We start from the raw sequence: 14511 nt of genomic DNA, 5'->3' as shown, positions 1-14511 counted from the left end.
TCAGCTCACCTGGCCTGCGACGTAATCGAGGGCGTTGGCGTTTTCGATGTCTTTACCTGCGATGCGTTTGAAGGAGATCGCGAAAACTTCGCGAAGCTCTTTCACGGCCTCGATGTCTTTCAGAATGACGTTATCGATCGAGTTATCGTCGCCGGTCGCCTGCAAAAGGAACTTCTTCTCGAGGTCCTTGGCGATCTGGAAGTCACCAAACCCGCTGACCGCCTGAGCGCGGCGTGTGGCGCCGCGGAGCGAATCGAGGTCGGCGATCCGCTTATCGCAGGCCTTGTACATATGGAAGGCCGCATCCTCACTGTTCAGATAGACCTCACCAGAGCGGACCTGCCCCAGCAGTTGCGTATACGGCGACGTTCCTGTCATTTATGTGCCCTCCCCGGTCACTTCGGAAATGTCGGCGCGAGTGTCTCCCCGACCCGTGCCAGAGATACACAGGGGTCAGTCAGCCCGTCCAGGCTCGCGCGGTTCAAGACCTGCAGTTGAACGACGCCCTGACCAACAGGGAACACGACGTCGCAATCGAGCTGCTTCGATGCGCCCTCGACGCGGAACTCACGTCCAGACCTGCCCGCGATCGTGACGTCGCGGAAGTCGACGTTGCCCGGCTTCGTTTCGAACTCGTCCACAGTCTTACTGGTGGAATAGACGGTAATCGCGAATGTCCGCCCTTCCCATCCACAGATCTCCCACCCCGATTGCGGAACCCCCGCGACACCCTTCTCCTCCGTCGCCGGATCCACCCCCACCTCCGTCAACGCAGCATCAGAAATCTCCGTGCACGGATTCCACAGAACCGGCTTAGCCGTAGTCGTCGCCCCCTTCGACGTCGACTCCCCCGAGTCACACCCGACCAGCCCGACAACCGCCAAACCGGCAACCACCATCGCCGTACCTGCGCGTTTCATCCCCACCCCTTCCGGCCGAGTACTGCCTTGACCAGGCACATTAGCACGGACAGCCGTCACAAGCCGGGGCCGCGTAGGTTGTGTGAGCATGAGCGAACTTCGACTTTCGGCGCCGTTCGACGGGCGTGATCCCGAGGGCAAACCGGTGGTGAACCGGTCGGCGGTGGACTCCGATATCCAGGATCGGGTGCTGTCCTACCTCGAGCACGCGCCGGTGATTCTGAGCGCCCGCAGCCACGACACCGACGAGTTCGACCCCAACCAGCGCGACGTGCCGTTGAACTTCCACACCGACGGCGCATTCGTCTGGCCGGGCGCCGTCCCCTATTACCTGCGCAAGTACGGACTGCCGCCCGAGGCCGCGCTGGTCCAGCACATCGTCGGCAAGGGGTTCGAGATCGGGGAGGTCGATGAGGGAGCGCGCCAGGCGGCGGTGCAGAAGGTTGTCGGCTGACCCCGGCTCAGCGGAGGCTGTGCGACAGCGCTTCCACGCCCGGTCCACGCAGGTTCGCCACGGCGACCGATCTGCCGGTCATTGCCAGCAGCAGGTCGAGGATCGGTCCGTGAACCGGAGTACCTGCGCCCGTTGACCATTCGATGTCGTCGGCGGCCAGGTGCAGGCCGCGCAGGTGGCGCTTTGCCCAGAAGGGCCAGCCCATCGTCCAGACCCGTTGTGCGGCAACGGCGGCCGCACGCGGTGCTACGTCGATGGTGCGGCCGAGCGGGCGGGCGATGTCCTGGGCGTGGACGATCACGTCGAAGAAGATGTTGCGGTAGCTGGTCACGGCGGGCAATCGGCGCGACGCCGCGTGCGCGCGGATCTCCCCTGACAGATCGGGACGGCCCGAATAGCGCACCGCGACATCGTGATTCATTCGATGGAAGCGGCCGCCCGCCCGGATTCCCAGCCAAACCATCGTGGCTGGACCGGGCGGCTGCGGTGCCATCGCCAGATGCGCGGCGACATCGCGCACCCGCCAGCCCGCGCACAGCGACGGCGAATCCCATTCGGCCGGGGCGAGGTCGTCGAGTAGGTCGGCGACGGCGCGGCGCTGCTGTTCGATGACCTGCCACTGCTGCTCGCGATCCATGATCGACCTCCGAATAATAGTCAGTCTATCTGACCAATATAGTCAGATAGACTGACCGAAACAAGGAGGAGAGCATGAGCGACGAGCTGAACCTGGGCGTGCTCCTTTTCGTTCCGTACCGGGAGATGGAGCGGCGGGTATTCGCCGCGCTCACCGCGGGCGGTCACGCCGAACTCACCCCCGCCAAGGCCCGCCTGGTCGCCCGGATCGGTCCCGACGGCACCCGCCTCACCGACCTCGCCGCCCAGGCCCAAGTCACCAAACAGACCGCGAGCACCCTCGCCGACCAGCTGGTGCGCGCCGACTACCTCGAACGCGTCCCCGACCCCACCGACGGCCGCGCCCGCCTCCTTCGCCTCACCCCCACCGGCCGCACCGCCGCCGACCTCGCCAACCGCACCGCCGCCGAGGTTCAGTCCGAATGGATCGCCCACCTGGGAAAACGAGCCTCTACAGAACTGCGGAAGACGCTCACCACCCTCCGCGAAATCACCGACCCGTACGTGTGAGGTGCGGCTACCAACTTCGGTGCACGGTCGCCTTGGAGCCGGTTACCAAGCTGTTGGCCGGGACGTCGTCGGCTACGACCGCGCCCGCGGCGATCACCGCGTCGCGGCCGATGCTGACGCCGGGCAGGATCATCGCGCCCGCGCCGATCCACACGCCCTCGGCGACGTCGATCGGCGCGCCGGTGAGGAATCGGCGCCGTTCCGCCGGGTCAACGGGGTGTCCCATGGTGATGAAGGTGGCCTTCGGGCCGACCATCACGCCCTTACCCAACCGGATTCCGGCGTAGTCGAGGAACGTGCAGCCCTGATTGATGAACACCCGTTCGGCGAGGTCCAGGTTCAGGCCGTGGTCGGTGTAGAAGGGCGGGTAGATGGTGAGCCCCGACGGGAGCGGACGGCCGAGGATCTCCTCGAGCAGCGCGGCCTTCCCGGTTTCGTCGTCGAAGGGCAGCAGGTTGAGTCGGGAGGTCAACGCGCTCACCTGCAGAACCCGCTCGTGCATCGCCTGGAAATCGGCCCCGAGAACCCGCTCACCCCTGGCCAGAAGTTCGGGATCGTGAATCAACATGAAATTGTCGCTCGCCATCGGACGATTCTCACCCACCCGAACGACGCTGCTCACCCGGTGCGCAGCATGTCGATCACGCGGCGAGCGGCGGCTTGTGCGGCAGCGTCGACATCGCCAAGCGCGTCAGGACTGGGGAGATCGAGCGTCATCCTGATCTCCACACACATGTTGCTGTCGACAAACGTGAGTTCGTGGATCAGCAGGGACGGCGAACCCTTCATCGGCGAATCGACCGAGACAGCTTCGGTGCCGATCCCGGTCACCGGGGTGCTGGTTCCACCGCGGGCCACCACACCGATACCGCGATCTCGGCGAGTCGCGAATTTCGCGGCGCTGGTTGTGCTCTTGTCGGCGAGCCACACGGTGATGCCGAACATCGGCATCGTGGGAAAGGGGCTTTGGACTACTCCACCCTGATAGTCGGCGTTGCAGGAGAGCTCGCCACCACCGTAGGCGGCGATCGGCGGGGTCTTCTTGTTCGTAGAGAGCTCTTTGAGCTCCCCACCCCACGGCGCCATCGCCGCCGTATCCATCAGGTCGCACGCGCTCGCCACCCGGTCCACCGAATATTGACCGTGCCACGGCTCGGGAGTAGCGCTCGCCGCCGCCGATGTGGTGGCTGGAAGTAGCGGCGGCAACGCTGTCGGCGTCTCCGGCGACGTCGAGCGGAACAGCACGACGGCTCCCACCGCGACCACGGCCACGACGATCGCGGCGATCGCCGCGCCGATCAGCAGACCGTTGTGCGATGACCTGGGCGGATAGCTTTGCCACTGTTGTCCGGGATAGGGACCTTGCGGACCCGCGTACTGCGGCGGATAGCCAGGGGGAGGCGGGGTCGGACCATACTGGTTACCCGGCGGTGCCCAGTGCGCCTGGCCCTTGTCACGGCCCCACGGATCCTGGCTGATCATCGCGCCCCCTCGTTGTCACGTTCGTGATCGCAGCGTAGTCGGCGGAGCGGCGACCCTCCGAACAAGATCACCGACGCGTATCGATGGCCGGGAGATCGTGCTGATCGGAGGCGGGCGGTTTACGATCCGTGCGGCTGGGCAAGGCGTGACGAGCATCCCTGCACCAAGAAGGCAGTTTCGGGGGATACTGAGAAGGGCGCCACCCACGGGTGAGCCACATTGCGGCAATTGCAGAGAAATGGAGCTTGACGACGTGGATGCGCGTTCGCTTGCGCTGGTCCGCGCCGATTTCCGCGGGGTGTCGGAGACACCTGGCGGGTCCGAGCGGCTGATCAGCGCTTTTTACGGTCACCTGTTCGCGCAGGACCCGAGATTGCGTGAGCTGTTTCCGCCTGCCATGGACATGCAGGCCAAGCGGATCACGACGGCGGTACAGTTCGTCCTCGACCATCTCGAGGACTTCGAACGCGCGCAACGCTTCCTCGAGCAACTCGCCCGCGACCATCGCAAGTACGGGGTCGAAGCCGACCACTACGACCTGGCCGGACGCGCGCTGCTCGCGGCGCTGCGCACCTTCCACGGCAACCGCTGGACCAGGGAGCTCGACGAGGGCTGGCGCGACATCACGCTGCTGGTCTCGGCGTCGATGGCCATCGGCGCGAACGAGGACAAGTCGCAGCCGTACTGGGACGCCACCGTGGTGGGTCATCGGCGGGTGCTCGACGATCTGGCGATCGTGCGGTTGCAGGCCGACGGGCCCATTCCGTTCAAGGCCGGCCAGTATGTGCCGGTCGCGGTGCCCCAGCGGCCGAATATGTGGCGATACTTCTCGCCCGCCATCCCCGCGAACCCGTATGGCGAGATCGAATTCCATGTGCGGCGGATCAGTGGTGGCTGGGTGAGTCCGGCGATCGTCAACGACACCAAGGTCGGGGACCGGTGGAAGATCGCCGGGCCGCTCGGTGGGTTGCACGTGGACCGGGAGTCGGGGCGCGATGTGCTGATGATCGGCTCCGGCACGGGGATCGCGCCGTTGCGGGCGCAGCTGATCGAGATGAGTCAGCGTGGGATCAATCCGCGCGTGCACTTCTTCATCGGCGGGCGTTATCCCGGCGACCTCTACGACGTGGACAACATGTGGCAGCTCTCGCAGTCCAATCCGTGGCTGACCGTGGTGCCGGTGTGCGAAGAACACACCAATCCCTGGTGGTACCCCCAGGATTCGGGTGAGACGCCGATGGGCATGCCGCGTCGGCTGGTCGGTAATCTAGGAGCGGTGGTGACCAGCTTCGGCGCGTGGTCGGACCGTCAGATCCAGATCGCGGGGTCGCCGACGATGATCGCCAACACCCGTTACGCGCTCCAGCGGGCCGGTACACCGAGTGAGATCATCGCTGCCGACCCTGTCTGAACCCGCCCGCGACTTCGCGAAAGAGGCTGATGAGCAACGCTTTTCCCGACCCCGCATGGACGGCTACCGTCGTCGGCCACCACCGCTTGCGCCACGACCTCGCCGTGATCCGGCTGATCGGCGATTTCGTGCCGTTCGAGGCCGGGGGTTCGGTGGAGGTGGAGGTGCCGCAGCATCCCGGGGTGCGGCGGCGGTTCTCCCCCGCGCTGCCGCCCTCGCTGGACGGCAAGCTCGAGTTCCATGTGCGGACGGTGCCCGGTGGGTGGTGTTCGAGTTCTATCGTCACCGACACCAAGCCCGGCGATCAGTGGCGAATCAACGCTCCTCATGGTGTTTTCGCGGTTGATCCCGACGCTGTCGAGGTGGTGATGATCACCGGCGGTACCGGCCTGGCGCCGATGCGCGCCCAGATCCTGGACCTGGCCCGCCGCGACACTCCGCCGCGCACCTATCTGTTCTTCGGCGGACGCTCGCCTCGCGATCTCTACGCCAACGACATGCTGTTCCTGCTGGCGGGCGAATTGCCTTGGCTTTCCGTCATTCCGGTAGTCGAAAGCCCGGACGATCCCCCGGTGCGCGATGAATGGCATGAGCAGACCCGCTCCGATGTGGGCTTCGCTCCCGAGGAAATGCTCTACGGCACCCTCGCCGACGTGGCCGCCGCGCACGGACCGTTCACCAAACACCAAGTCCTGGTGTGTGGCTCCCCCGCGATGGTTCGCACCACGGTCGACCGCCTGATCGAATCAGGCACTCCCCCGGCGAACATCATTTCCGAAGGCGCCTGACGGTTCACTGCGGCTCCGGCATATCGGCGATCTGAACCATCTCCTGTCCCCGGGTACGCGATACCAGGATGCCGCGTCCCGGGGGCAGCTTCATCGGCCGGACGTCGCCGGCGATCTTGCCTTCGTCGCGGGGGCCGCTCATCACCAGCGTCTCGACGGATAGGTTCTTCAAAGCGCCGAGGACCGGGTCGTACAGTGCCCGCGACACGCCACCCGTGCGGCGGGCGACGATGAAATGCATTCCGACATCACGGGCCTGCGGAAAGAACTCCACCAGTGGTACGAACGGATTCGCCGCCGAACCGGGGGCGACCAGGTCGTAGTCGTCGACCACAAGATAGATTTCCGGGCCCGACCACCAGCTGCGATCCCGCAATTGCTGCGCGGTGATGTCTGGACTCGGGATTCGCTGGGCCAAGTAGGCGGCCAGCTCCGCAACAGTCGGCACCAAGGTCTGTGATGAGGTCGAATACCCAGCTAGATGTTCGCCTTCGATTGTGTCGAGCATGGTGCGCCGGTAGTCGATCAGCACTATCCGAGCCTCCGACGGACTCGCGTTTTCTACGATGCCGAAGACTATGTTCCGCAACAGTGTGGTCTTGCCGCACTCCGTATCCGCGAACGCCATGAAATGCGGTTCGGTCGCGAAATCCAGGACCAGCGGTTGCAACTCGGATTCGCAGAGACCGACGACCGCCTTCGTCGGGCCCTGCGAGATGCCGTGCTCCGCGGCGACCGCGAGCAACGATTCCCGGCTGAACTCCAGGGGCAACATCCGCACCTCTGGCGCACGGCGCTCCCCGTACACAGCGTCGAGTTCAGCGACAGCCGCGCCCAAACCCTTGGTGAGGGTCGCCGGATCGGCGTCGGAATCCAAGCGGGGCAGGGCAATCAACATGTGCAGGTGGTCGGCGGTTATTCCGCGCCCCGGCCGACCTTCCGGGACTTGTTGCGCGACGCGGTGATTGATTTCCGAATCCGCGGGATGACCCAATCGCAATTCGATCCGGGTACCGACCTGGTCCCGGACCATCGGCCGGATCTCCGTCCATCGCGATGCGCTGATCATCAAGTGGATCCCGTAGGACAGCCCCTGGGTGGCGATGGCATTGATCTGCGGCTCGAGTATTTCGAACTCGTCACCGATCACCCGCCAACCGTCGATGACCAGCACCACATCACCGAATCTGTCCGGCGGCAGCGAATTCCTGGAATCCGCCCCCTCGGATACGACGGATTTTCGTCGCCGATACTCCGACATCGAATCGACACCCAGCTCGGCGAACCACTGCTCGCGTCGGCGGAGCAACGCCGTCAGCTCGGTGATCGTGCGCCGTACGCGATCACCGTCCATGCGACCTGCTACCGAACCCACATGAGGTACCCGCTCCAGCGCCGCGAGGCCGCCGCCGAAATCCAGGCAATAGAACTGCAGCTGCTCCGGATTATGCGTCACCGCCGCGGCCAGCACGATTGTCTGCAAGGTCGTCGACTTGCCCGCTAGCGGACCGCCCACCACGGCGACATGGCCTTTAGCAGCGACGAGATCGATCGTCAGCACATCGCGACGCTGCTGGAAAGGGTTGTCGATGATGCCGATGGGCATCGACAACTGACCGGGCGGATTGTCTGTCGACCGCCAATCCTGTTCCGGTAACAATGAATTCAACGTTGGAGACGGGCCCAACGGAGGCAACCACAGCGGATGTGCCGACCTGCCGTGCCCCTGAATCCGGGACACCACTGCTTCGAGCAGCGTGCGCTGCTCGAAGCTACCGTGGCTCGCACCGGGAGCGACCCGCTCCGACCGGCTCACGTACGCGGACTTGAACCGCACCGGATCGGATGCATCGGTCCTCAGGTAGCCCGAACCCGGATCGCTGGGCAGGTGGTACGCATCGGGGGTCCCGAGGACGGCCCTCGATTCGGCGGCGGAGAAAGTCCGCAGTCCGATCCGATACGACAGATGCGATTCCAGTCCGCGCAGCTTGTTCTCCTCGTACCGGTGCGAGGCCAGCAGCTGGTGCACATGCAGCGAGCGTCCGAGTCGGCCGATCATGATGAACAGGTCGATGAAGTCCGGCTTCTGGGCGAGCAGCTCCGAATACTCGTCGACCACGATCAACAAGGCGGGCAACGGGTCCAACGGCGCACCCGCCGCACGAGCCTTCTCATAATCGTGAACGTTGGCAAAGCGGCCTTCCGTCCGCAGTATCTCCTGCCGACGGTTCATCTCACCGGAGAGCACATGCTTCGTCCGGTCGATGAGGGACAGGTCCTCCTCCACGTTGGCGATGACGGCCGACACATGCGGCAGCGACTCCAGACCGAAAAAGGTTGCGCCGCCTTTGAAGTCGACCAATACCAGATTCAGTGCGTCCGGGGAATGGGTCGCGACCAGGCTGAGGATCAAGGAGCGCAGGAACTCCGACTTCCCCGAACCAGTAGCGCCGATACACAGGCCGTGCGGGCCCATGCCGTTTTCGGCCGACTCCTTGAGATCCAATTCGACGATATCCCCGGTTGCCGTGACCCCGATCGGAACCCGCAACCGATCGCGGCCGTGCCGGGCTCGCCACATCTCGTTGATATCGAATTCCTGACCGGAACCGATGCCGATCAGCTCGGCGAAGTCCACCTCGCCTTCCAGCGGAGACCGGCCGGGGCCGGCGAGCGCGACCTCATACTGGTTTCCGCGCACCAGATCGACCAATTCGGCCGCACCGTCGGAGATTTCCACCGCGCTCAACAATTCCGGCTGCAATTCGCGTAGATCAGGCATGGCGATGCGAAACGGCCGCTCGCCGAAGAGCGCCCAGCCGGGCCCGTCCGGGAGTCGGGCGGCGCGCTCCGGGTGCAATCGCGAATCGGCGGGGCGATGCAGGTGCAATTCGATATGCGCCGACAGCAAGTCGACCAGGTCGTCGGGTGCTTCGTTCCAGTCGCGGGCGGTCACCACCAGATGAACGCCGTACTCCGGGCCGGCGCTCGCGATCTGCTTGATCCGGCCGTCGAATCCGGGGATCTGCTCCCGGAAATCGCCCAGCCGGTCGATGAACAGGAAAACGTCGGGCACCGGGCGGGCCAGCGATGATCGCGCGGCGCGCAAACTCCCCGGTGAATCGATGCCGGTTTCCCGATACAGGCGCTTGCGGTTGCCGATCTCGGCGGCCACCCGATCGAGTACCACCCCGACCTTCTCCAGTTCGTCGTCGCCCACCACGCTCGCGATATGGGGCAACGCGCTCATCGAACCGAGACGGTTGCTGGATTCCAGCACATACAATTTCACCTCATCGGGTGAATGCGTCAGCGCCAATGATCCGGTGAGCGTCCGCAGCAGGGTGCTCTTGCCCGACCCCGCGCGGCCGACGATGAAAAGATTGCGATCCGCGCCCGCGAGGTCCAGCCACACGGTTTCGCCCGGCACGCCGTCAGTCCGTCGCTCCTGTCCGATGGGAACCTTCAATCGGCCGGTGCCCCACCAGTTGGCCGCCCACAGCCCACTGTCCGGCGTCTGTTCGAGCCGCCCGACCAGCGACCCGAGCTGCACTCGATCGCCCACCTCGATGAGGCTGGATTGCCGCCGCCGAACCCGGGCGATATATACCTCGTCTTTGAAAACGCCGTAGTGATTCGGCGTCTGTCTGGTCGTTCGGCTGCGTACGTCCGCGTGCGCGAACGTCCACAGATCGTGGGTGCCGATCAGGCCGCTGCCGTTGTCGGCCTGACCGGTGCCGATTCCCCTCACCAGCGCCGAGGTGAACACCGACAAGGGCGCCGAGCCGCTTTCGGCACGCCCCTCGGCCGCGGTCTCCACCGCGCTGGAGGCGGTCAACACACAGATCCCGTCCCCGGCTGCGAGTTGCTGGGCGACATCGTCGATGGTCGGAGCGGACTTGATCACCTCGGAGCCGAGGAACGCGCCGCTGTAGCAGCAGTCCAGCACGATGATCTTCGCCGCCGCCGCGGATTCTCGGATCAGCTCGCGGATGAACGACGCGGACACCGCCGTACTGCTCAGCAGCTGCGGATCGGTGTTGCCTACGGCCAGATACAGATTCTGGCGGGTGCGCAGACCGTGTCCGGAGAAATAGAACAGGATGACATCGTCGGGTTCAGCGCCACGGAAAACCCGCTCTATGCTGCGCTCGATCTCGGCCTTGGACTCGTTGATCAGCAATTCGGTCGGCCGGAAACCGCCGATCTCGGGGTCGCGCAGTAGTTCCCGGAGCTGCTCGGCGTCCGAGATCGGCGCGTAGAGCCGCGACAAACCGTCGAAGTGGTAGGTGTCGTTCGCTACGAAGAGCGCGATTCGCCGTCCGGTCGGACTACTCATCACGCATGAGGTCACCGAACTGCTCGACGATATCGTCGACCTGGGACAGGTCCGGCCGGACGATGGTCACCTCCCGATCGCCCTTCTTGATCGTGATCGAATCTGCCCTGGTTCGCTCCAGGAACTTGAGGGTGACATCCCGAATCGTCCACACCGCGGTACCGACCGCCCCGCCGGACAGCAACAACTGACCGATCTGCTCGACCGCACCGGATTTCTCGCCGCCTGCGGCGTCTACCGTCAGCCGCCGGACGAGTAGTCCACCGATCTCGGACAGATCGCTCTGTAGCTCGCCGGTGAGTGCGTCCAGCCACTCGGCATCGCGCCGTCCCCCGGAATTGATCACCAGCACAACATCTTCCACAGATCTGCCCTCCCTCGCCGTGTCGATCCCTCGCCGGGCCCACTCTAACCAGGACGATGCGGGCCGTCAGTTCGATTCGCGGTGTTGTGGGTCGGGTGCGCGCTCAGAACAGCTGCGATCGAGCTCGGGCGTCTGCGGGAATGACGAGTCAGAACAAGGGGTCGTGTCTGATCGACTGGGCTTGCGTACCTGCTGCCATCAAGCGGAACTTGGTGGTTTGGACCATCGATGGGGAGCCGACGATTTGGACGTCGCGGTCTGCCCAGGGGCCGTAGCTGGCCACCACCTTGCCGATTTGGCCGGTCATGCGGGGTTCGAGGCCGGGTAGTTCGGGATGGGGCTCGCCGGAATCGTAGTACCACCAGGGGTTTTCGTCACTTTCGGTGACAGGGGTGACGGTGAGCCATTTGTTGGCGATGGCGAGGTGACTCAGGACCTGGAGGTCGTAGAGGTCGCAGGGGTGGTGGCCGCCGACGAACAGGTGGACCTTCGGGTTCACGCGGCGCTGGGCCATCGCCATGATCTGGGCGCGCAGGGGGGCGATGCCGGTGCCGCAGCCGACCATCAGCATCTTGCGCTTGGTGTTGCGTGGCACGCCGAGGCCGCCGAGGGGCGAGCCGAGGCGCCACTGATCGCCGACGGCGGTGTGCGCGACCATGGCGGGGCTCACCCAGCCGCCGAGCACTCCGCGAACGTGGAACTCGATCTCGCCGTTGGCATTGGCCGGGTTCGCGGGCGAGAGATAGCGCCACATGCGCGGGCGCGAGGGGATCTGCACGCTGAGGTACTGGCCTGCGGCGTACTGCATCGGCTCGTCGAGCTGGACCCGAACGATGGAGAGGTTGCGCAGCACCTCGCGATGTTCGACGACGGTGCCCGTCCAGGTAGCCGGAGTGGTCTCCTTGTCGGCGGCGCTGATCATCGCGCCGCTGATGGTGGCCAGGCCCTCATCCCACGCGGTGGCGACCTCGTCGGTCCACATCTCCGCACCGGCGAACAACCGCATCGCCGACTTCAGCGAGTTGGCCACGGCCACATAGTGGGCCGGTTGCACGCCGTACTTTCGATGGTCGCGCCCGAGCTGGGCCAGGAACGGCAGCAGCTTGTCGGGTTCCTCGAGCCGGTCGAGCGCGTAGGAGATCGCCGAGACGAGGCGGTCGCGCTGGGAGTCCATGGCAGCCGGGAAGTAGTCGCGGACACCGGGGTAGTCCGTGAAGAGGATCGAGTAGAACGACCTCGACAGCTTCTCGGGTCCACCGTCTTCCGCAGCAACCGCCTTGAACGTAGTACGGATCAAAGCGATAGTCCGCGAATCCATATGTGTCACAACCTCGTTTCGCCATCGAACGCTAGCCGCGCCGGCGAGTGACGGGCTGGGAGGACACTCGTCAGCAGCCGATGCGAGAAGTCTAGGCGAGGTTTGCCAGCTTAGGAATCGTACTCTTAAACATCACGCATGTAATTCTTGAAATACCAGGCGGTTCCCAGTAGTTTCCCATGAAAACATACCTGAAGACCGTTAATTGCGGGTGAACACCTGCCGATGATTACCCAAAACGCCCGGCATACCAGGCATTTGGACGCCAACGTGCCTGGTAGAGCGACCTTTCCGCTACAACGACAGCCTGCCGCAACGCGACGCGCCGGGCCATGACACGCGGGGTAGGCGTACCGGAGTGGCTGGCCAGGGGCGGCGAATTACGTTCCGACCGACCCCAATTCAGCATCCCAACAGCAAACTTTTGGACGTCCACGGTGATAAATCCGCACCTCAGCGCGCCGCCACGCTACTTCCGATCAGCAAGATCACGAATAAGTGAGTTGCTGGAGAGTCACTGGCCGGTCGCCGGGGGTTGACCGGAGACGAGCGAACCCCCGGCTCGGCGTCCACCACAGTGGATTTCGAACCGGAGGCTCGTCGTACCGAAAACGGCTCAGCGCCGATGCCGTGGCTGCCACACCACGAGCGCGGTACTGCGTGCAGGCGGCGACAGATCGGGCCGGTAGCCCGCCCGCAACCGCTCCAGCTCCGCGCTCATCTCCTCGACGCGCTGCTGCAACGCCTCCACCTGATTGGTGAGTTCGATGATGCGCTTGATGCCGGCGAGATTGACGCCCTCGTCCTGCGACAGGCGCTGCACCTCGCGCAGCACCTCCACATCGCGGGCCGAGTAACGGCGTCCGCCACCCGAGGTCCGTTGCGGGGTGACCAAACCCAGCCGGTCGTAGGTACGCAACGTCTGCGCGTGCATCCCCGCCAGCTGAGCCGCCACCGAGATCATGAAGAACTCGGCACGCGAGGTCGCACCCGAAACAGACTTCGGATCCGGGCTATTTGCGCCTCTCCCTACACCCTCCGTGGTCACGCTGCGCTACCTCCTCCGGGCGCTGAGCTCGATGCGCGGGGACATCAAGCACCCGCCCATCCTGCACGCGGTTCGAAGCCACTGGTCTTCTCCGCCTCCTGATAGCGCTTGAGCGCATCGGTGGCATCGGAGTCGAGCGATTGCGGTACCGCGACCTTCACCGTGACCAGCAGGTCACCGGCGCCGCCTGCCGCACCGCGCTTGGGCACACCACGACCGCGAACCCGCAGGATACGCCCGTCGGCGGTGCCCGCGGGCACCTTCACGCCGACCCGGCCGTCCAGCGTGGGCACGGAAACCGTAGTCCCGAGGACCAATTCGCTGTAGCTCACCGGGAGCACCAGGGTGAGGTCGTCGCCCTGACGGCCGAAGACCTTGTCCTGGCTGACGTGCACCGTGACATACAGATCGCCCGAAGGCGCACCGCGCAGACCCGCCTCGCCCTGACCGGCCAGCCGGATCTTCTGCCCATCGCTGACGCCCGGTGGGATCCGGACGGTGATGGTGCGGGTGCGGTTCTGGATACCGGTGCCCGAGCAGTCGGTGCACGGGTCGTCGATGATCGACCCGGTACCGCGGCAGTCGTCGCAGGGCTCGCTGAAACCGAACGCGCCCTGATTACGGCTGACCACGCCCGCACCGTTGCAGTGCGGGCACACGCGCGGGCTGGTGCCCGGCTTGGCACCGCTGCCGTGACAGGTGGTGCACGGCGAGGGACTTGTCATCCGCAGTGGAACGGTGACGCCCTGGGCGGCCTCGCGGAAACCCAGGGTGGTCTCGGTCTCCACATCGGCACCGCGGCGCGGACGAGCCGCCGCCCGGCCGCCGCCACCCCGGTTGAACAGCCCGCCCAGCAGATCGCCGAGCCCGCCGTCGCCCGCGGTACCGGTGCCACCGGCCTGACCGAAGATGTCACCGATGTTGAAGTCCTGTGAGAAGCCGCCGCCTGCACCGGGGTTGAACCCGCCACCGCCGTAGGCCCGACCGCCACCGCCGCCGCCCGCGAACAGGCGGCGCGTCTCGTCGTACTCCTTGCGCTTGGCCGGATCCGACAGCACCGCGTTGGCTTCGCTGACGGTCTTGAACCGCTCCTCGGCTTTGGTGTCACCCGGGTTGGAATCCGGGTGCAGGTCGCGGGCGAGCTTGCGGTAGGCCTTCTTGATCTCGTCCTGCGAGGCGCCGGAGGAGACACCCAGCTCCTTGTAGAAGTCCTTTTCGATCCACTCCCGTTGGCTCACCGG

14 protein-coding genes are annotated in these 14511 nt (G+C 65.3%); 4 read left to right on the top strand and 10 right to left on the bottom strand.

The genetic code is table 11. The features are described from left to right. Both ACFWPX_RS32285 and ACFWPX_RS32280 read right to left on the bottom strand, forming a co-directional pair. Positions 1 to 378: a hypothetical protein gene (locus tag ACFWPX_RS32285; RefSeq protein WP_378931815.1), complete on the bottom strand. Its 378-nt coding sequence runs from the start codon at positions 376 to 378 to the stop codon at positions 1 to 3. A 17-nt stretch (positions 379 to 395) separates the two neighbouring features. After that, positions 396 to 920: a DUF3558 domain-containing protein gene (locus ACFWPX_RS32280; protein WP_378931813.1), complete on the bottom strand. Its 525-nt coding sequence runs from the start codon at positions 918 to 920 to the stop codon at positions 396 to 398. 88 nt (positions 921 to 1008) lie between these two features. Between ACFWPX_RS32280 and ACFWPX_RS32275 the strand changes: the two genes are divergently transcribed. Beyond that, positions 1009 to 1374: a hypothetical protein gene (locus tag ACFWPX_RS32275; protein WP_378931810.1), complete on the top strand. Its 366-nt coding sequence runs from the start codon at positions 1009 to 1011 to the stop codon at positions 1372 to 1374. A gap of 7 nt (positions 1375 to 1381) precedes the next feature. On the opposite strand, the gene ACFWPX_RS32270 is transcribed toward ACFWPX_RS32275, so the two are convergent. Continuing rightward, positions 1382 to 2011, bottom strand: a complete 630-nt coding sequence (locus ACFWPX_RS32270) for a maleylpyruvate isomerase family mycothiol-dependent enzyme (RefSeq protein ID WP_378931808.1) — start codon at positions 2009 to 2011, stop codon at positions 1382 to 1384. Positions 2012 to 2085: 74 nt separating this feature from the next. Here ACFWPX_RS32270 and ACFWPX_RS32265 point away from each other — a divergent pair, with 74 nt between their 5' ends. Then, positions 2086 to 2520 carry a MarR family winged helix-turn-helix transcriptional regulator gene (locus ACFWPX_RS32265; RefSeq protein ID WP_378922247.1) on the top strand — a complete coding sequence of 145 codons (435 nt, stop codon included), beginning with the start codon at positions 2086 to 2088 and terminating at the stop codon, positions 2518 to 2520. A gap of 7 nt (positions 2521 to 2527) precedes the next feature. Here the strand turns inward: ACFWPX_RS32265 and ACFWPX_RS32260 are convergent, their stop codons facing one another. Both ACFWPX_RS32260 and ACFWPX_RS32255 read right to left on the bottom strand, forming a co-directional pair. Next, the gene (locus ACFWPX_RS32260) at positions 2528 to 3106 is read right to left on the bottom strand and encodes a DapH/DapD/GlmU-related protein (RefSeq protein WP_378931805.1); all 579 of its coding nucleotides are present in this window, start codon (positions 3104 to 3106) and stop codon (positions 2528 to 2530) included. Between the two features lie 32 nt (positions 3107 to 3138). Beyond that, positions 3139 to 4002 (bottom strand): hypothetical protein, encoded by an 864-nt coding sequence (locus ACFWPX_RS32255; RefSeq protein ID WP_378931802.1) that lies wholly within the window; start codon positions 4000 to 4002, stop codon positions 3139 to 3141. A 253-nt stretch (positions 4003 to 4255) separates the two neighbouring features. On the opposite strand from ACFWPX_RS32255, the gene ACFWPX_RS32250 reads away from it, so the two are divergent. Both ACFWPX_RS32250 and ACFWPX_RS32245 read left to right on the top strand, forming a co-directional pair. Further along, on the top strand, positions 4256 to 5413 hold the full coding sequence (locus ACFWPX_RS32250; RefSeq protein ID WP_378922241.1) for an FAD-binding oxidoreductase: 1158 nt from the start codon (positions 4256 to 4258) through the stop codon (positions 5411 to 5413). A gap of 29 nt (positions 5414 to 5442) precedes the next feature. After that, positions 5443 to 6201: an FAD-binding oxidoreductase gene (locus tag ACFWPX_RS32245; protein WP_378931800.1), complete on the top strand. Its 759-nt coding sequence runs from the start codon at positions 5443 to 5445 to the stop codon at positions 6199 to 6201. Positions 6202 to 6205: 4 nt separating this feature from the next. On the opposite strand, the gene eccCb is transcribed toward ACFWPX_RS32245, so the two are convergent. The 5 genes from eccCb to dnaJ all read right to left on the bottom strand — a co-directional run bounded on the left by eccCb (position 6206) and on the right by dnaJ (position 14508). Next, positions 6206 to 10540 carry a type VII secretion protein EccCb gene (gene eccCb / locus ACFWPX_RS32240; RefSeq protein WP_378931798.1) on the bottom strand — a complete coding sequence of 1445 codons (4335 nt, stop codon included), beginning with the start codon at positions 10538 to 10540 and terminating at the stop codon, positions 6206 to 6208. Next, a complete protein-coding gene (locus ACFWPX_RS32235; protein WP_378931796.1) occupies positions 10533 to 10904 on the bottom strand; it encodes a hypothetical protein in 372 nt (123 codons plus the stop codon). Before ACFWPX_RS32235 ends, eccCb begins: the two co-directional genes overlap by 8 nt. A gap of 148 nt (positions 10905 to 11052) precedes the next feature. Then, the gene (locus ACFWPX_RS32230; RefSeq protein WP_378931794.1) at positions 11053 to 12222 is read right to left on the bottom strand and encodes an FAD-binding oxidoreductase; all 1170 of its coding nucleotides are present in this window, start codon (positions 12220 to 12222) and stop codon (positions 11053 to 11055) included. A 616-nt stretch (positions 12223 to 12838) separates the two neighbouring features. Then, positions 12839 to 13186 (bottom strand): heat shock protein transcriptional repressor HspR, encoded by a 348-nt coding sequence (locus ACFWPX_RS32225; protein WP_378905048.1) that lies wholly within the window; start codon positions 13184 to 13186, stop codon positions 12839 to 12841. 128 nt (positions 13187 to 13314) lie between these two features. Further along, on the bottom strand, positions 13315 to 14508 hold the full coding sequence (gene dnaJ / locus ACFWPX_RS32220; protein WP_378922224.1) for a molecular chaperone DnaJ: 1194 nt from the start codon (positions 14506 to 14508) through the stop codon (positions 13315 to 13317). Between the last annotated feature and the right edge of the window lie 3 nt (positions 14509 to 14511).

The organism is Nocardia sp. NPDC058518, assembly GCF_042719655.1.
In the GTDB taxonomy this organism is placed as follows: Bacteria; Actinomycetota; Actinomycetes; order Mycobacteriales; family Mycobacteriaceae; genus Nocardia.
The sequence above is the reverse complement of the archived record's forward strand: the minus strand, read 5'-3'. Positions and strand labels throughout refer to the sequence as shown.